The organism is Pseudomonas sp. SORT22, assembly GCF_018417635.1.
Classification (GTDB): Bacteria; Pseudomonadota; Gammaproteobacteria; order Pseudomonadales; family Pseudomonadaceae; genus Aquipseudomonas.
The window spans coordinates 5,410,007-5,427,250 of record NZ_CP071007.1 but is presented as its reverse complement, the minus strand read 5'-3'; the positions used below and the strand labels follow the sequence as shown (position 1 = coordinate 5,427,250).

Here is a 17,244-nt window from a genome sequence, read left to right as displayed (position 1 = left end):
CCGCATGAGCGACTCCCTTGATCTCAGCCTCGATGGCGTAGAGCGCCGGTCACTGGCTGACTTCACCGAACAGGCCTACCTCAACTACTCCATGTACGTGATCATGGACCGCGCCTTGCCGCATATCGGCGACGGCCTGAAGCCGGTGCAACGGCGCATCGTCTATGCCATGAGCGAACTGGGCCTGGACGCCGACTCCAAGCACAAGAAGTCGGCGCGTACCGTCGGTGACGTGCTCGGCAAGTTCCACCCCCATGGCGACTCGGCCTGCTATGAAGCCATGGTGCTGATGGCGCAGCCGTTCAGCTACCGCTACACCCTGGTCGATGGCCAGGGCAACTGGGGTGCGCCGGACGATCCGAAGTCCTTCGCCGCCATGCGCTACACCGAGGCGCGCCTGTCGCGCTACTCCGAAGTACTGCTCAGCGAGCTGGGCCAGGGCACTGCGGACTGGGTGCCGAACTTCGACGGCACCCTCGATGAGCCTGCGGTGCTGCCGGCGCGCCTGCCGAACATCCTGCTCAACGGCACCACCGGTATCGCCGTGGGCATGGCCACCGACGTGCCGCCACACAACCTGCGCGAAGTCGCCTCGGCCTGCGTACGCCTGCTCGATGAGCCCAAGGCCACGGTCGAGCAGCTCTGCGAGCATATCCAGGGCCCGGACTACCCGACCGAAGCCGAGATCATCACCCCGCGTGCCGAACTGCTGAAAATCTACGAAAGTGGCCGTGGTTCGGTGCGCATGCGCGCGGTTTACCGCATTGAGGACGGCGATATCGTCGTTACCGCGTTGCCGCACCAGGTCTCCGGGGCCAAGGTGCTGGAGCAGATCGCCGCGCAGATGCAGGCCAAGAAGCTGCCGATGGTCGCCGACCTGCGCGACGAGTCGGACCACGAGAACCCGTGCCGCATCGTCATCATCGCCCGCTCCAACCGGGTTGACCTCGACGAGCTGATGCAGCACCTGTTCGCTACCACCGATCTTGAGTCCAGCTACCGGGTCAACGTCAACATCATCGGCCTGGATGGCCGCCCGCAGCTGAAAAACCTGCGGGCGCTGCTGGTCGAATGGCTGGAATTCCGCGTGCAGACGGTGCGCCGCCGGCTGAAGTTCCGCCTCGACAAGGTCGAGCGCCGCCTGCACCTGCTCGAAGGCCTGTTGGTAGCCTTCCTCAACCTGGATGAAGTTATCCACATCATCCGCACCGAGGACCAGCCGAAAGCTGCGCTGATTGCCCGCTTCGACCTTACTGAAACCCAGGCCGAGTACATCCTCGAGACCCGCCTGCGCCAACTGGCGCGCCTGGAAGAGATGAAGATCCGCAACGAGCAGGACGAACTGGCCAAGGAACAAGCCAAGCTGATTGCCCTGCTGGGCAGCGAAACCAAGCTGCGCAAGCTGGTGCGTGCCGAGCTGATCAAGGATGCCGAAACCTACGGCGACGACCGCCGCTCGCCAATCGTCGCCCGTGCCGAAGCCAAGGCCCTGTCGGAAAACGAGCTGATGCCGACCGAACCGGTCACCGTGGTGCTCTCGGAGAAGGGCTGGGTGCGTTGCGCCAAGGGCCACGATATCGACGCCACGGGCCTTTCCTACAAGGCTGGCGATGGCTTCAAGGCCGCCGCTGCCGGGCGCTCGAACCAGTTTGCCGTGCTGATCGACTCCACCGGCCGCAGCTACTCGCTGGCCGCCCACACCTTGCCATCGGCCCGGGGCCAGGGCGAGCCGTTGACCGGCCGTCTGACGCCGCCACCGGGCGCAAGCTTCGACTGCGTGCTGCTGCCCGAAGATGACGCCCTGTATGTGATCGCCTCCGACGCCGGTTACGGCTTCGTGGTCAAGGGCGAGGACCTGCAGGCCAAGAACAAGGCCGGTAAAGCCCTGCTCAGCCTGCCCAACGGTGCCAAGGTCATTGCCCCGCGCCCGGTCGCCGATCGCGAGCACAACTGGCTGGCGGCGGTGACCACCGAAGGCCGCCTGCTGATCTTCAAGGTCAGCGACCTGCCGCAACTGGGCAAGGGCAAGGGCAACAAGATCATCGGCATCCCGGGCGACCGGGTGGCCTCGCGTGAAGAATTTGTCACTGATCTGGCGGTCATTCCCGACGGCGCGACCCTTGTATTGCAGGCCGGCAAGCGTACCCTGTCTCTGAAGGCCGACGACCTTGAGCATTACAAGGGCGAACGTGGGCGCCGGGGCAACAAATTGCCCCGTGGCTTCCAGCGGGTTGACGCGCTGTTGGTCGAAATTCCCGGATAAGCCGGGTTAGACAGCCTGAACGGGTATTTTCGTGCCCGTTCGCGGTTGAAACACTGGAGTCGAGCCGCTATTTCGCGGATGATAGGCCCCTTGCGGTACCAGCGTGGCTGTGTATCCGAACGAATCTATATGAGTATCACTGCGGTTTGCCTTGTGGCGACCGCCTGGATGGGATGATGAAATTTCTGCGCCTTCCGTTGGTTCTGCTGTGTGGCGTGCTCGGACTGGCTGGTTGCAGCATGCACCAACCGGTATCCCTGTATCAGCTCGACAGCGGTGAGCCTGGCCAACCCAAGCAAAGCGCGGGTATGGCAGTGGTTCTCGGCCCAGTGTCGATTGCCGACTACCTGCAACGCGAAACCCTGCTGCAACGCCAGGCCGATGGCAGCCTGACTGCTGCCACCGATGGCCGCTGGGCCGGTAGCCTGTCGGCCGACATCGACCAGTTGCTGGTCCGTCAGCTGGCCTGGCGTCTGGACAGCCAACGTGTGGTCCTGGCCCCGGCCAGCACCGGTTTCACCCCGGATGTACAAGTGCTGCTGTCGATTACCCGCCTGGACTCCGGCACCAACCAGCCAGCGATTCTCGACGCCCAGTGGCGCCTGCTCGATCGCCGTGGCCAGGTCCGTGACAACCGCATCGTGCACCTGGAGCAGCAGCACCAGGGTAGCGAGAGCGCCCAGGTACAAGCCCAGGGCCAGTTGCTGCAAAAGCTCGCCGAGCAGTTGAGCATTGCCTTGAAGCCGCTGGCCAACCAGCCGGCAGTGGTGGAAGAACAACAACCGAAGAAAGCTGCACCGGTACAAGTGCGCAAAGAGCCGGAAAAGCCGAAGATCCCGTTGGCTACGCCGATTCGTACCGACCTTGAAGTGTTCCGCTTCTAAGTCGAGTGCCAACAAGAAGCCCGCAGCGATGCGGGCTTTTTTGTGCCCGTGTGGGAGCGACGGTGCGGCGATCCGACTTGACCCGCGATGCGGCCGGCGCAGGCTTCACATCGGGTTGCTAGCGTTTTCGCGGGGCAAGCCCGCTCCTACAGGGCAATAAAAAAGCCCGCATCACTGCGGGCTTTTGGTTTGCCAAGGGGTCAGCTCTTGACCCGGCGCTCATGCATCCGCGCCAGTTGCCGCTCCAGCATCGATGGGTACGGCTCCATCAGACGCTCGACACAGCAGGCGCCTTCGGGGCTGGCGATCGGACGAATCCGCGCACGCTGACGAACCAGGGCGTCGTCGCTGATCTTGCGCTCGACCAGCAGCAGGTTGCGGCTGTGCTGCGACAGGGCCAGGGCGTCCTGGGCTTTTTCGGTCAGCAGCAGGTCGATCTGGCTCAGGCCGTGCAGGTCTTCACCCAGGGCCAGGCCCAGCTGCAGTTGCAGGGTGATGCCGCTGTCGGCCACTTCGATTTGCAGCTCATGGCCCAGGGCACGCAGCAGCTCGCCACAGCAGATGGCATTGGTGAGGTAGTCCTCGCCGCTATCCTGGCTGTGGAACAACAGCAGGGTGCTGCCGTCGTTGAGGGTATGCACTTCGCTTTCATACAGTGAGGCTGCCTGGTCGAGGCAGTCGCGGTAGCGTTCCAGCAGCTCGGTCAGGCGCGTGCGCGGCAGGCGTCGCAGTTGCTCCTGGGAGCCCAGTTGCACCGCCAGCACGGCGCTGGCCTGTGGCTCGCGGTTGACCGGGGCTGCCGGGGCAGGGGCGGGGCTGTGGTCCTCGTCGAGCAGGTCGGCGAAGGCGTCATCGCTGTCGTCGTCCGTTACAGGCTTGACCGGTTTGGCGGCCTTGGCCACAGCCGGTTGTTCGTCGAAGCTCGGGTCGCGCAGGTTGCGCACTTCGAACTCCGGCTCATCCTCATCCTCATCGAAGGACTCTTCTTCTTCCGGCTCGATTTCCCGTGGTGGCGGGGCCAGGCGGGTGTGCAGCTGACGCGCCAGGTCGCCGATTTCATCCTGGCGCTCGATGGCCGGGGTGAACTCGTTGATGTCGCGCAGCCAGACCCGCAGCTGCAACAGCGGCGTGGAGATGTAGCGGCCCAGGCGCAGGCTCATGGCTAGCGCCAGGGCCAGCAGGATACCGGCAAGGATGCCCATGCTCTGCAGGCTGATGGTCAGCGGCTGCTGGAACTGGCTCATGTCCAGGCTGATGCGCAGTTGCCCGGCGGTCACGTCCTGGAAGGTGATCTTGGTCTGGTACAGGCCTTCGGCTTCACCCAGCAGGCCGTTTTTCGGGCGCTGGCCGGCTTCGGCGAGGATCCGGTTGTCGACGCTGTAGATCGCCGCATGGGCCACCAGCGGGTTCTTCACCAGGTTGCCCAGCAGCACGTTGAGGCTGAGGATGTCGTTGGACACCAGCAGCTCGGTGGCCGAGGTGGCGGTCTGGGTGGTCAGGCTCTGCCCGAGGGCATCGGCCTGCTCATGCATGGCTTCCTTGAACTGCAGGCCCATCACGCAGGCGTAGATCACCAGCGCCAGTGCCACCAGAAACACGTTATGGCAGGCGATACGCAGCGCCAGCGGTATTCGGCGTTGGCGCAGGGCGTGGAAGATCAGCAGGAAGAAGTTGTCGGTCTTAACGGGCGTGGGCCGGTTCACAGAGCGCGGCTCTTTATGTCGGAGAAGTTGCTGCGCAGTATAGCGAGCGCTCAGGGGCGGGCAAAGTATCGACTGCGCCCGATGGTCAGCGAAAATCGGTAGAATGCGCTTTTTTTCAACGAGTCGGAGCCCGTCTTGCGCGAAATCGTTCTGATTAACATCACCGGTGAAGACCGCCCGGGTCTTACCGCCGCCATCACCGGTGTTCTGGCCCAGGGTGGAGTGAACATCCTCGACATCGGTCAGGCGGTGATTCACGACACCCTGTCCTTTGGCATCCTGGTCGAAATTCCGGATACCGAGAAGGCCTCATCGGTGCTCAAGAACATCCAGTTTGCGGGTAACGAACTCGACCAGCAGGTGCGGTTTACCCCGGTTTCCGAGGCCGACTACCAGAATTGGGTCGAAGGCCAGGGCAAAGCCCGGCACATCGTCACCCTGCTGACCCGGCGGGTGACTGCCGAGCAACTGCAGCGGGTCAGCTCGATCACCGCCAAGTACGGGCTGAACATCGACCATATCGATCGCCTCTCGGGCCGTGTCGCGCTGGACACCCCGGCCGAGCAGAGCAAAGGCTGCATCGAGTTCTCGGTACGTGGCGAGCCGGCTGATCCGCAAGCCCTGCGCGCCGAGTTCCTCAGCGTCGCCCAGGAGCTGAACGTCGACATCGCCTTCCAGCAGGATTCGTTGTTCCGTCGCAACCGCCGCCTGGCGGTGTTCGACATGGACTCGACGCTGATCGAAGCCGAAGTGATCGACGAGCTGGCCAAGGCTGCCGGGGTCGGTGAGCAGGTATCGGAAATCACCGAGAGGGCCATGCGTGGCGAGCTGGATTTTCGTGCCAGCTTCAAGGAGCGCCTGGCGCTGCTCAAGGGCCTGGACGTTGGCGTGCTGGACCAGATCGGTGCGTCGCTGCGCCTGACTGAAGGCGCCGAGACGCTGTTCGCCGAACTCAAGCGCCTGGGTTACAAGACCGCCATCCTCTCCGGTGGCTTCACCTACTTTGCCAAGCAGCTGCAAGCCAAGCTGGGCATCGACTACGTATTCGCCAACGAGCTGGAAGTGGTCGATGGCAAGGTGACCGGCGTGGCGGTCGAGCCGATCGTCGACGCCCAGCGCAAGGCTGATCTGCTGGGTGAGCTGGCGCGCAAAGAAGGCCTGCAGATGGAGCAGACCATTGCCGTCGGCGATGGCGCCAACGACCTGCCGATGCTGGCGATTGCCGGCCTGGGCGTGGCGTTCCGGGCCAAGCCGCTGGTCAAGCAGTCGGCCAAGCAGGCGATCTCGACCCTGGGTCTCGATGGTGTGCTTTACCTGCTGGGTTTTCGCGATCGCGACGGTCGCGCCTGACGGACCTGGCTTCCACAAGTACAAAAAAGCCCGCATCGCTGCGGGCTTTTTCAGTTTCAGGCCTGTGCTGGCAGTGCCAGGCGCTCGCCCATGCTCACGGCAGAGCCGGCGCCGAGCTCTTCGGCCCATTTCACCTGCTCTGGCCCGAACAGTACGACAGCTGTCGAGCCGAGTTTGAAACGGCCCAGTTCCGCGCCTTTTTCCAGGTGGATCGGCGCGCGGCTGGCTTCGTCGTAGCGCACCGTCTTCAGCTCACGCTTGGGTGGTGTTACCAGGCCGGCCCAGACGGTTTCGATCGAGGCGACGATCATCGCGCCCACCAGTACCACGGCCATCGGCCCGCGCTCGGTGTCGAACAGGCAGACAACGCGCTCGTTGCGGGCGAACAGCTCCGGAACGTTTTCGGCAGTGGTCTGGTTGACCGAGAACAACCGGCCCGGTACGTAGATCATCTCGCGCAAGGTGCCGGCCAGCGGCATGTGCACGCGGTGGTAGTCCTTGGGCGACAGGTAGATGGTCGCGAACTGGCCGCCCATGAACGGCGCGGCATTGGCCGGATCGCCGCCCAGCAGCTCGAGGGCGCTGAAGCTGTGGCCCTTGGCCTGGAAGATGCGGCCGTGCTCGATCGGGCCGAGCTGGCTGACGGCGCCGTCGGCCGGGCAGAGGATTGCCCCCGGGGTTTCATCCAGCGGACGTGCACCGGGCTTGAGGGCGCGGGTGAAGAAGGCGTTGAAGTGCTCGTAGGCAGTAACGTCTTCGACCAGGGCCTGGGACATGTCCACCTGGTAGCGCTTGGCGAACCAGCTGGTGAAGGCGTTCTTGAACCAGCGCACGCGGCATTCGGCAACGCAGCCGGCCAGGCGCGAGAGCAGGTGGTGGGGCAGCAGGTACTGGCTGATGATAAACAAGCGGGATTTCATTGGGTTTCCTTAAACTTCGACAGGGGTGTCGGGGTGGTTGCCCCATTCGCCCCAGGATCCGGCGTAGGCTTTGACCCGAGGGTAGCCCAGATGCTTGGCCACCAGGTAGGTAAAGCCGGATCGGTGGTGGGTCTGGCAGTGGGTGACCACTTCCTTGTCTTTGCTGATGCCCAGCTGCTCGAGGATCTCGGGCATGTCCTTGCGGATGCGCTGGTGATCGTTCAGGTCCATGCCGGCGGTCCATTCGAAATTGACTGCGCCGGGAATGTGCCCGCCCTTGGCTGCGAGAACTTTCTCGCCGCGGTATTCGGCCGGGCTGCGCGCGTCCCAGATCACCAGGTCGGCAGCGTTGAGGCGGCTTTGCAGGTATTCGCGGGTGGCCGTAGGCTCTTCGTGCAGGGTCAGGTTGACCGTGCCGCTGGCAGCGTCGGGTACTTCAGTGTTGAGGTTGCTCGCTGGCCACGCGTGGACACCGCCGTTGAGGTAGTGGTAACGGGAGTGACCGATTACATCCAGCAACCAGATGAAACGCCCGGCCCAGCCGCCGCCCTCGTCGTCATAGACCACATAGACCGCATTGGCGTTATGGCCGAGCTCGGCGAAGAGTTTTTCCAGGTCGGCCTTGGCCGGCAACAGGCCCGGCGCAGGAGGCTGGCCTAGCTGGGTGCGCTTGAAGTCGACGAAGCGCGCCCCCGGAATATGCCCGCTGGCATAGCGGTTGGGGCTGGTCAGGTCGACCAGGATCAACTCTGGCGCATCCAGGCGGGTTAGCAGGTCTGCCGGCTCGATAACCAGGGGCAGGCCAGAAAAGTCAGTCATCCAGAGTCTCCAGGGCGGAACAGAGGGGGCGATTGTAGCGCATGGCTCAGGCGCTGCGGTTGCTGAAGGCGGTCAGGGCCCGCTCGATGCATTGCGCGGTTTTGCCGAAGGCTTGCACGCTGACGTCCGCCAACGGCTTGCCGCCCTGGTCGGCGACCAGCAGCATCACCACCCGGCTATTGCTCGACAGCGAGCGCAGCAGCACGTGTTCGCTGCGAAACAGGGCGCGCAGGCTGGGCGGCAGCAGGGCTGAGAACTGCGCGTGGTTTTCCGGGGTCAGGCGCAGTTGCGCCGCTTTGCTCAGCAACCGTTGCAGCAGTTTGCTTTGTTCAATCGGCAGCACCAGGCTGGCGGCTTCCGCCGGCAGGCCGGCAATCTGGTGGACGCGCAGCTGGCTCAGGGTCTTGTCGGTCATCAGCAGCATCACCCGCTGCATGCCGCAGGCGACCAGCGCGTCGCGAGCCAACGTCGTCAGGTGGATAGCATTGCTGAACGGGCTGGGCTCGGTCAGCAGCTCCCCGCAGAGTTTGCGCCAGGTGCCCAGGGCCTGGGCCGAAGGCGTTGGCGGGGCGATCTGGCCCTGATGCAGGCGTTGCTGGTGCCATGGCCAGAGCAGCGCCTCGGCCGGGTGGAACAGGCCAGGGCAGGCGTGATGACGGGCGCTGATTGCCGCTTGTTGGTGCACCAGTTGCTGGACATCATCCAGCGGCGTTTGCAGGTAAAGGCTGGTGAGCAGTTGCCAGCGCTGCACATGGGCATTGGTCCAGCCAACCTGCGAGGCCAGGGCCAGGCCGTTGGCCAGCAGCACGGTATTGGCCGGCTGGTTGAACCAGCGGCGCAGGCTTGGTTGATCGTCCAGGCGCTGCTGCTGGTGCAGGCTGTCCTGGTCACGGGCGATGAGGATTGCCTGGGCCAGTAGCCGGCGCTCCTCCTGAAGTAAATGGTAACCGCGCGTTACCCAGTCCGGCAGGCGCCAGTGTTCGGCCAGGGCCTTGCACAGGCTCATGACCCGCACGCCGAACAGCTCTTGTTCCACCCGCAGTGCCGATTCGCCTTTGTGCACCACACGCAGCTCCCACTCATCGAGGAGCTTGGGGTGAGTCAGCGCCAGGGGCCACAGCGGTGACAGAAACAGCAGGCTGCCCCAATGGATTTCCTGCCACAGCCGCGCCAGGCGGCTGGCGAACAGGCCGTTGGCCTGCTGGCTGGCGTGCTGGCTGACCAGCTGCAACTGACGCAGGGTCGGGGCAATTTCGGCTTCGGGCAGCGCCGGCAGGCGCTCCAGCAGTTCTGCGGTACGCGCCAGCCCCAGGCGGTTGAGGGCGATCTCCAGGCTCTCGGCCGGTTCGCCCAGGCCGGTATTGCTGTGGTGGTTGGCCTCGCGCATGACGCTGAGCACCAGCGCCGGGCTGTCCTGCATCAGTTCGGCGATGTCGCGCAACGAGCGGCGGCTGTCGCCAATGGCGGCTTTGACCCGTTCGTAGCTGGCCAGCGGAACCGGCAGGCGCACGCTATCGAGGAGCTTGACCCAGGCATCGAGTGTTTTTGGTGTTTGACTTGGCACGATGGTTTCAATAGGCATGCTGGAGGTAGGCCGAACTGGCTTTTCGCCTTGACTGACTATAGTCTGGCGCAGTTCTGCCGATAAGTAGAAGAAGAGTTTTTTTAACTTCCGCTCACGACCCTGACCACGACAGTAAGTGCTTTCTATCTATGGCTAAAATTATCGGCATCATCGTCGTATTCGCGAGTGTGCTCGGCGGATATGTACTTTCCCACGGCAAGATTGCGGCCCTGATCCAGCCTTTCGAAGTGCTGATCATCGGTGGTGCTGCTTTCGGTGCGTTCCTCCAGGCCAACCCTGGTTACATGACCATGCATGTAATCAAGAAGTCGCTGAAGATGTTCGGCACGCGCTTTACCCACACCTTCTATATCGAGGTGCTGGGCCTGGTCTACGAGATTCTCAACAAATCCCGTCGCGAAGGCATGATGGCGATCGAAGCCGATATCGAAGACGCCGCTGCCAGCCCGATTTTCGCCAAGTACCCGGCGGTACTGGGTGATGAACGCATGACTGCGTTCATCTGTGACTACCTGCGCATCATGTCCACTGGCAACATGGCCCCGCACGAGCTTGAGGGCCTGTTCGACATGGAACTGCTGAGCATGAAGGAAGAGCTCGAGCACCCGTCCCATGCCGTGACCGGCATCGCCGACGGCATGCCCGGCTTCGGTATCGTTGCCGCGGTACTGGGTATCGTAGTGACCATGGCCTCGCTGGGCGATGGCGACCAGAAGTCGATCGGCCTGCACGTCGGTGCGGCGTTGGTCGGTACCTTCTTCGGTATTCTCGCCGCCTACGGCTTCTTCGGCCCGCTGGCCACTTCCCTGCGCCATGACGCCAAGGAAGAGCTGAACGTCTACGAGGCGATCAAGGCCTCGCTGGTGGCTTCGGCCTCGGGCATGCCGCCATCGCTGGCCGTGGAATTCGGGCGCAAGGTGCTGTTCCCGGCCCACCGCCCGAGCTTCGCCGAGCTGGAACAAGCAGTTCGCGGTCGCTAAGCCATGGAGAACAATCAGCCCATTATCGTCAAGCGCATCAAGCGCTTTGGCGACGGCCACCACGGTGGCGCCTGGAAGATTGCCTTCGCCGACTTCGCTACGGCGATGATGGCGTTCTTCCTGGTGCTGTGGCTGCTGTCGACGGCCACACCGGAGCAGAAGATCGCCATTGCCGGCTACTTCAAGGACCCGATCGGCTTTTCCGAAAGCGGCACGCCGTACATCATCGACCTGGGCGGTTCGCCCCAGCTCGCCCCGGAAAAAACCATCAACCCGGAAGAAAAGTCCGAGCCAACGCCTGAGTCCAGCATCCCGATCGACCAGAATACGGTCGAGAACATGGCCGAGCAGGTTGAGCGCGAGCGCCTCGAGTTGCTCCTGCAGGAGCTGCAGAACAAGGTTGAAGAGAACCCGCAACTGCAGAAGTTCAAGGACCAGATCCTCTTTGAGATCACCCAGGACGGGCTGCGCATCCAGATCATGGATGCCGAGAACCGGCCAATGTTCGACCTTGGCAGCGCGCGCCTGCAGCCGTACTTCGAGGACATCCTGCTGGCCATGGCCGACACCATCAAGGCGGTGCCGAACAAGATCAGCATCAGTGGCCATACCGATGCCAAGCCATACGCCGGCACCGGCGACTTCGGCAACTGGGAACTGTCGGCCAACCGCGCCAATGCCGCACGCCGCGCGCTGGTCGCCGGTGGCTACCCGGATACCCAGGTGGCGCGGGTGGTCGGCTATGCCTCGTCGTCGCTGTTCGACCGGCAAAACCCGCTCAACCCGGTCAACCGTCGGATCGACATCATCGTCCTGACCAAGAAGGCCCAGCGCACCATCGAAGGCGAGCAGACCCAGCCTGCCGCCCCCGAAGCCGGCCAGCCAGGCGCCGCGACGCAGGCTCCAGGGGCGACCCCGGAGCCAGCCCCGGCGGCCGAGCCCGAGCCGATGCAGCCACGGGAGTTGCGCCAGAAGCTGAACATCTTCGAAGACGGTGTGTTGAAGATGGACGAAAACAAGCAGTAAGCCTGCTGGCTGAAAAAAAACGCCCGTGCGCAGCGATGCCCACGGGCGTTTTGCTTGGCGCTACAGGCTAAAAGCCGCGGCGGATCTTGGCCTTGAGGTCGGCATGGAAGAAGTCGGCGTTGGAGCGGTTGGTGGCATTGGCCTCGCAGGCTTCGCTGTCGATCGAGCGCTTGAAGGTTTGCTCGTCATGGTAGGCGCGCACGTAGAGGTCGATGTGTTCGCGGTTGGTCATGGTTGGCCACTTCTCCAGATACCCCGGCAGCGTGGCCTCGCCGCACTGGTAAAAGGCTACCCGGCGATTGACCAGGGTGGCGGCGCCAAGCTGGAAGGGCACCCACCAGGCCTCGGCGGTTTCCGGTGCGAGCACGGCAATCAGGTGGGTGCACTGGCTGATGTTGCGGCGGATGATTCCGCTGATGTCGTCGGTGGTCTGCTGGGCCTCGCTGTCGAACAGGTCCAGCTGGGTATTGATGCCTTCAAGCTTGAGCCGCTCATTGATGATGAAGGCGTCCAGGCGTTCGCTGTGGCGATAACTGATAAAGACTGGCATCAGAAGTGCCCTCCCACGCTGGAGGGAGTGGCGTTGATGCGCAATAGCTGAATTGTCATGGTTGATTCCTTTCATACGCAGGGCATGGGGTCGATTCGCTTCATGGCGGCGAATCTTGAAAGGTGACAATCAGCGAAAGTCTTTCGCACAGCAAGGTACGACCAGCAAAGCAGATGCTTCCTGCTTTGCTGGGTAATAAATCCTACGGATGAGTCCTACTTTGAACCGTTTGAGGCCCGTTTCCGGGCCTCAGATGTTTCAGTAAGTGTCTTGCGGCAGGCTGGCGATGATCGAGCGGTAGCTGTTCATCCGTTGCTGTTGCACGCGGCCGTCTTCGAGGGCCTTGAGCAGTGCACAACCCGGCTCGCGGTCGTGTTTGCAGTCGCGAAAGCGGCAGGTGCCGAGCAGGTCGGTGAACTCGATAAAGCCGGCTTCGACATCGGCACGGCTGACGTGGCCCAGGCCAAATTCGCGGATGCCCGGGGAGTCGATAAGCTCGCCACCACCGGGGAAGTGGTAAAGACGGGCGGTGGTGGTGGTGTGAGTACCCTGGCCGGACCATTCCGACAGATCGCCGACGCGGGTCTGAACCTCGGGCAGCAGGCTGTTGACCAGCGACGACTTGCCAACCCCGGACTGACCGACGAACACGCTGATATGGCCGTCAAGCTGGGCCTGCAGTTGCTCCATGCCGTTGCCGTGGTGCGCCGACACTTCCAGCAACGGGTAGCCAAGCTGGCGGTAAACTGCCAGCAATGCATTGAGCGCCGGAGCGTTCTGCTCGTCGATCAGGTCGGCCTTGTTCAGCAGCAGCAAGGGGCGGATGCCGGCATGCTCGGCCGCGACCAGGTAGCGGTCAATCAGGTTGGCATGGGGTTCCGGCGCCGGGGCGAAGACGATCACGATCAGGTCGACGTTGGCCGCTACCGGTTTGAGCTGGCCACGGCTGTCCGGGCGGCACAGCTCGGTATGGCGCGGCATCTGCGCGACAATCACGCCAATGCCCTGGTTGCCGGCGCGCCAGACTACCTTGTCGCCGGTGACCAGCGCCGGCAGGTTGGCCCGCAGGTGGCAACGGAACACCTGGCCGGCAACGTCGCCGTCCTGGGCTTCGACTTCGACCTGCACGCCAAAGTGAGCGATGACCAGGCCCATTTGCTCCGGGCCGAGGTCACCGCCTTCGAGCTCCTTCAGGGTCTGTTGTTCGCGTTTGGCGGCGCGGGCAGCGCGTTCACCCTGGATTTTTTCGATGCGCCAGTTCTGGCGTCGATTGAGCTGGCGTTTGGCCATGAAGGTTCCGTGTTCGGGAGGCAATATTTAACCGCGGGGAGTTTAGCACGCTCCACTAGGCTAAACTGCGCACCTACCGAGGAGCAGAATCATGCAGAACCCACAGAACCTGATCTGGATCGACCTGGAAATGACCGGTCTGGATCCGGATCAAGACGTCATTATCGAAATGGCCACCATCGTCACCGACAGCGACCTCAATACCCTGGCCGAAGGCCCGGTGATCGCCATTCACCACAGTGACGAGGTGCTGGCGCGCATGGACGAGTGGAACACCCGCACCCACGGCGCCTCCGGCCTGACCCAGCGGGTCAAGGACAGCCGCGTCAGCATGGCCGAAGCCGAGGCGCAGACCATCGCCTTCCTGGAACAGTGGGTGCCAAAGGGCAAGTCGCCGATCTGCGGCAACAGCATCTGCCAGGACCGCCGCTTCCTCTATCGCCACATGCGCAGCCTGGAAAACTACTTCCACTACCGCAACCTCGACGTCTCGACCCTCAAGGAGCTGGCAGCACGCTGGGCCCCTGAAGTGCGTGACAGCTTCAAGAAGGGCGGCACCCACCTGGCGCTGGACGATATTCGCGAGTCGATCAACGAACTGCGCCACTATCGCCAGCACTTCATCAAGTTCTGATCGCAACGCCGCCGGCTTGTACAGACAATCCGCGCGGCGCCCCCTTTTGGTGCCTGTGGCAACTGGTTAGACTGCGCGCCCCTTTGCACGGATCTGCGCCATGTTGTTGATGCTCTACCTCATTGCTATCACTGCCGAAGCCATGACTGGCGCGCTGTCTGCCGGGCGCCGCGGCATGGACTGGTTCGGCGTGGTGCTGATCGCCTGCATCACCGCCCTGGGCGGTGGTTCGGTGCGCGACGTGCTGCTGGGGCATTACCCGCTGACCTGGGTCAAGCACCCGGAATACTTGGTGCTGACCAGTTTCGCAGCGCTGATGACGATCTTTATCGCGCCGTTGATGCGTCACTTGCGCTCGCTATTCCTGGTGCTCGATGCCCTGGGGCTGGTGGCCTTTACCCTGATTGGCTGCATGACCGCGCTGGAAATGGGCCAGGGCATGCTGGTGGCGTCGATCAGCGGGGTAATCACCGGGGTGTTCGGCGGGATCCTCCGGGATATCTTCTGTAACGATATTCCGCTGATCTTCCGTCGGGAGCTGTATGCCAGTGTGTCGTTCGCCGCGGCCTGGTTTTACCTGGGCTGCGTGTACTTCAATGTGCCAGGCGAGCAGGCGATTCTGCTGACCCTGTTCGGCGGCTTCCTGCTACGCCTGCTGGCGATTCGCTTCCACTGGGAAATGCCCAAGTTTCATTACAACGACGAGCATTGAAGGCTTAAGCGGCAAGTGCCAAGCCACAAGCTGCAAGTTGAGGCGATCAGCTTGACGCTTGTGGCTTGGTGCTCGCCGCTGTTTTCATGGCATGTTGCCCCAGTGCCCACTGCACATGCTCACGCACCAGCTCCGACGGAAAATCCTGCCGCGCCTTGAGCGCCTCCAGTACCTGGATGGTCGACGGCGCATTGCCAAGCCCCACCGCCAGGTTGCGCAACCAGCGCTCATAGCCGGCACGGCGCAGCGGCGAGCCTTCAGTGCTGTCGAGGAAGGTCTGTTCATCCCACATGAACAGCTCGGCAAGCCCGGCGCTGTCGAGGTTGTGCCGGGGCTTGAAGTCGTTTTCACCGCTCGGTCGGGCGAAGCGGTTCCATGGGCAGACGATCTGGCAGTCATCGCAGCCAAATACCCGATTGCCGATCAACGGTCGCAGATCTTCCGGGATCGCGCTTTTCAGTTCGATGGTCAGGTACGAGATACAGCGCCGGGCATCCAGCACATAGGGGCCGACAAAGGCCTGGGTCGGGCAGATGTCCAGGCAGGCGCTGCAGCGGCCGCAGTGTTCGCTGGCCTGCGGCGGGTCGACCGGCAGCGGCATGTCGACAAACAGCTCGGCAAGAAAGAAGTAACTGCCGGCCTTGCGGTTGAGCAGCAGGGTGTTCTTGCCGATCCAGCCCAGGCCAGCCTGCTCGGCAATGGCCTTTTCCAGCACCGGGGCGCTGTCGACAAAGGCCCGGAAGCCGAACGGGCCGATATCCTTCTGGATGCGCTCGGCCAGGTGCTGCACGCGTTTGCGCACCAGCTTGTGGTAGTCGCGACCCAGGGCGTAGCGGGAGATGTAGGCTTTTTCTGGATGCGCCAGCTGCTGGGCCATGCGCGTGTCGCCCGGCAGGTAGTCCATGCGCAGCGACACCACGCGCAAGGTGCCGGGCACCAGCTCATCGGGGTGCGAGCGCTTGCTGCCGTGGGCGCCCATGTAATCCATTTCGCCGTGGTAGCCCGCCTCGAGCCAGCGTTCCAGATGTTTTTCATGCTCGCCCAGGTCCACCCCGGTGATGCCGACATGGGCAAAACCGAGCTCTCGGCCCCAATCCTTGATCGATTGGGCCAGCGCAGGTAGATCGGGGGCAGAAGCAGACATGGGAATAAGGCAATACGGACTCAGGTGCGTATAATTCTGCCAGACATCAGAGCCTTTGACCCATGCCTCAGACCAAACACCCCGCAAACGAGCCCCATCGGCTCACCAGCGTCACCCTTGCGCCCCTGGCGCCACGTCCTGCTGACGCCCATAAGGGCGACTTCGGCCATGTGCTGGTGGTCGGTGGTGATCGCGGCACTGGCGGCGCGGTGCTGCTCAGCGCCGAAGCGGCGTTGCGCTGCGGCGCCGGCCTGGTATCGCTGGTCAGCCGGCCTGAGCATGTGCCTGCGGCCATGGCCCGCCTGCCCGAGGTGATGAGCCTGGGCGTGCATTCGGCCAACCAGCTGATGGCGCCGATCGAGCGGGCCTCGGTGCTGGTGGCAGGTCCAGGCCTGGGCCAGGCGGCCTGGGGGCGCAGCCTGTTGTCGGCGGTGGCCAGCAGCCCACTGCCTCAAGTGTGGGACGCCGATGCCCTCAACCTGCTGGCGCGCCAACCCTTGCCGCTGCCCAAGGGCAGCATCATTACCCCGCACCCGGGCGAGGCTGCGCGCCTGCTCGGTGTATCGACCGAAGCGGTACAGGCCGACCGGCCCGGGGCGGCGCGCAAACTCGCACGCAAATACGCGGTCGTATGCGTGCTCAAAGGCGCCGGCACCCTGGTCGCCGATCCGGCCGGGCAGTTGGCGCTGTGCTCGCGTGGTCATCCGGCCATGGCCGGCGCCGGTCTGGGCGATGTGCTCAGCGGCGTGCTCGGCGCTTTGCTGGCCCAGGGCATGTCGGCCTGGGACGCGGCCTGTCTGGGCGTCTGGCTGCATGCCTGCGCCGGCGAGCGCCTGGGCGCGCAGGGCCGTGGCCTGGCCGCCAGCGACATGGTCCCGGCAATTCGTCAGTTATTGGAGGAGCATTCAGCGTGTCTGGCATAACCCTGTTTTTGGCCGATGAAGAGGCCATGGTGAATTTGGGCAAGCGTATTGCCGAAGTGACCAAAGGCCACGGCGTGATTTTTCTTGAAGGGGACCTGGGGGCCGGCAAGACCACCCTGTCGCGGGGCATTATTCGCGGCCTTGGGCACCAAGGTGCGGTAAAAAGTCCTACCTTTACTGTGGTTGAACCGTACGAGATTGGTGATGTTCGTGCCTTCCACTTCGACCTTTATCGCCTGGTCGATCCGGAGGAGCTGGAATTCATGGGCATCCGCGATTATTTCGAAGGTGACGCCTTGTGCCTGTTCGAGTGGCCGCAAAAAGGGGCAGGCATTTTGCCAAAGCCCGACCTGACCATTACCATAAGCCCCCAGGCGGGCGGTCGTTCGCTCAACCTGTCGCCGCAGGGGGCACGTGGCGAAGCCTGGTGTGCCGCTCTGGCCTTGGAATTCAAATAGAAA

16 protein-coding genes are annotated in these 17,244 nt (G+C 63.3%); 9 read left to right on the top strand and 7 right to left on the bottom strand.

Annotation, left to right across the window (positions count from 1 at the left end):
* The first annotated feature begins 4 nt into the window (after positions 1 to 4).
* Positions 5 to 2,263, top strand: coding sequence for a DNA topoisomerase IV subunit A (parC, locus tag JYG36_RS24895; RefSeq protein WP_045193754.1), 2,259 nt, complete (start codon positions 5 to 7; stop codon positions 2,261 to 2,263).
* Positions 2,264 to 2,439: 176 nt separating this feature from the next.
* On the top strand, positions 2,440 to 3,147 hold the full coding sequence (locus tag JYG36_RS24890; RefSeq protein ID WP_045193753.1) for a PqiC family protein: 708 nt from the start codon (positions 2,440 to 2,442) through the stop codon (positions 3,145 to 3,147).
* Between the two features lie 200 nt (positions 3,148 to 3,347).
* On the opposite strand, the gene JYG36_RS24885 is transcribed toward JYG36_RS24890, so the two are convergent.
* Positions 3,348 to 4,850, bottom strand: a complete 1,503-nt coding sequence (locus JYG36_RS24885; RefSeq protein ID WP_045193751.1) for a HAMP domain-containing protein — start codon at positions 4,848 to 4,850, stop codon at positions 3,348 to 3,350.
* 135 nt (positions 4,851 to 4,985) lie between these two features.
* Here JYG36_RS24885 and serB point away from each other — a divergent pair, with 135 nt between their 5' ends.
* Positions 4,986 to 6,200 carry a phosphoserine phosphatase SerB gene (gene serB, locus JYG36_RS24880; protein ID WP_213602632.1) on the top strand — a complete coding sequence of 405 codons (1,215 nt, stop codon included), beginning with the start codon at positions 4,986 to 4,988 and terminating at the stop codon, positions 6,198 to 6,200.
* A gap of 56 nt (positions 6,201 to 6,256) precedes the next feature.
* Here serB and asd read toward each other — a convergent pair whose 3' ends face one another.
* Genes asd through JYG36_RS24865 form a run of 3 tightly spaced genes read right to left on the bottom strand, consistent with a single transcriptional unit; the run spans position 6,257 to position 9,521 of the window.
* Positions 6,257 to 7,120, bottom strand: coding sequence for an archaetidylserine decarboxylase (asd, locus tag JYG36_RS24875; protein ID WP_045193749.1), 864 nt, complete (start codon positions 7,118 to 7,120; stop codon positions 6,257 to 6,259).
* 9 nt (positions 7,121 to 7,129) lie between these two features.
* A complete protein-coding gene (locus JYG36_RS24870; protein ID WP_093376749.1) occupies positions 7,130 to 7,939 on the bottom strand; it encodes a rhodanese-like domain-containing protein in 810 nt (269 codons plus the stop codon).
* A gap of 46 nt (positions 7,940 to 7,985) precedes the next feature.
* A complete protein-coding gene (locus tag JYG36_RS24865; RefSeq protein ID WP_213602630.1) occupies positions 7,986 to 9,521 on the bottom strand; it encodes an HDOD domain-containing protein in 1,536 nt (511 codons plus the stop codon).
* Positions 9,522 to 9,652: 131 nt separating this feature from the next.
* Here JYG36_RS24865 and motA point away from each other — a divergent pair, with 131 nt between their 5' ends.
* Positions 9,653 to 10,504, top strand: coding sequence for a flagellar motor stator protein MotA (motA, locus tag JYG36_RS24860; RefSeq protein WP_038997459.1), 852 nt, complete (start codon positions 9,653 to 9,655; stop codon positions 10,502 to 10,504).
* A gap of 3 nt (positions 10,505 to 10,507) precedes the next feature.
* Entirely contained in the window at positions 10,508 to 11,530 is a 1,023-nt protein-coding gene (motB, locus tag JYG36_RS24855; protein WP_213602628.1) for a flagellar motor protein MotB, read from the top strand.
* A 67-nt stretch (positions 11,531 to 11,597) separates the two neighbouring features.
* Here the strand turns inward: motB and JYG36_RS24850 are convergent, their stop codons facing one another.
* Both JYG36_RS24850 and rsgA read right to left on the bottom strand, forming a co-directional pair.
* Positions 11,598 to 12,080, bottom strand: coding sequence for a TIR domain-containing protein (locus JYG36_RS24850; RefSeq protein WP_045193744.1), 483 nt, complete (start codon positions 12,078 to 12,080; stop codon positions 11,598 to 11,600).
* 258 nt (positions 12,081 to 12,338) lie between these two features.
* Positions 12,339 to 13,370, bottom strand: coding sequence for a small ribosomal subunit biogenesis GTPase RsgA (gene rsgA / locus JYG36_RS24845; RefSeq protein WP_093376733.1), 1,032 nt, complete (start codon positions 13,368 to 13,370; stop codon positions 12,339 to 12,341).
* A gap of 91 nt (positions 13,371 to 13,461) precedes the next feature.
* On the opposite strand from rsgA, the gene orn reads away from it, so the two are divergent.
* Together orn and JYG36_RS24835 are read left to right on the top strand one after the other, a co-directional pair.
* Positions 13,462 to 14,004, top strand: coding sequence for an oligoribonuclease (gene orn / locus JYG36_RS24840; RefSeq protein ID WP_045193742.1), 543 nt, complete (start codon positions 13,462 to 13,464; stop codon positions 14,002 to 14,004).
* A 100-nt stretch (positions 14,005 to 14,104) separates the two neighbouring features.
* Positions 14,105 to 14,716: a trimeric intracellular cation channel family protein gene (locus JYG36_RS24835; protein WP_038997454.1), complete on the top strand. Its 612-nt coding sequence runs from the start codon at positions 14,105 to 14,107 to the stop codon at positions 14,714 to 14,716.
* Between the two features lie 46 nt (positions 14,717 to 14,762).
* Here JYG36_RS24835 and queG read toward each other — a convergent pair whose 3' ends face one another.
* Positions 14,763 to 15,860 (bottom strand): tRNA epoxyqueuosine(34) reductase QueG, encoded by a 1,098-nt coding sequence (queG, locus tag JYG36_RS24830; RefSeq protein ID WP_093376728.1) that lies wholly within the window; start codon positions 15,858 to 15,860, stop codon positions 14,763 to 14,765.
* A gap of 62 nt (positions 15,861 to 15,922) precedes the next feature.
* Between queG and JYG36_RS24825 the strand changes: the two genes are divergently transcribed.
* On the top strand, positions 15,923 to 16,783 hold the full coding sequence (locus JYG36_RS24825) for an NAD(P)H-hydrate dehydratase (RefSeq protein ID WP_093376724.1): 861 nt from the start codon (positions 15,923 to 15,925) through the stop codon (positions 16,781 to 16,783).
* On the top strand, positions 16,771 to 17,241 hold the full coding sequence (gene tsaE, locus JYG36_RS24820; protein WP_045193739.1) for a tRNA (adenosine(37)-N6)-threonylcarbamoyltransferase complex ATPase subunit type 1 TsaE: 471 nt from the start codon (positions 16,771 to 16,773) through the stop codon (positions 17,239 to 17,241). Before JYG36_RS24825 ends, tsaE begins: the two co-directional genes overlap by 13 nt.
* Positions 17,242 to 17,244 lie beyond the last annotated feature (3 nt).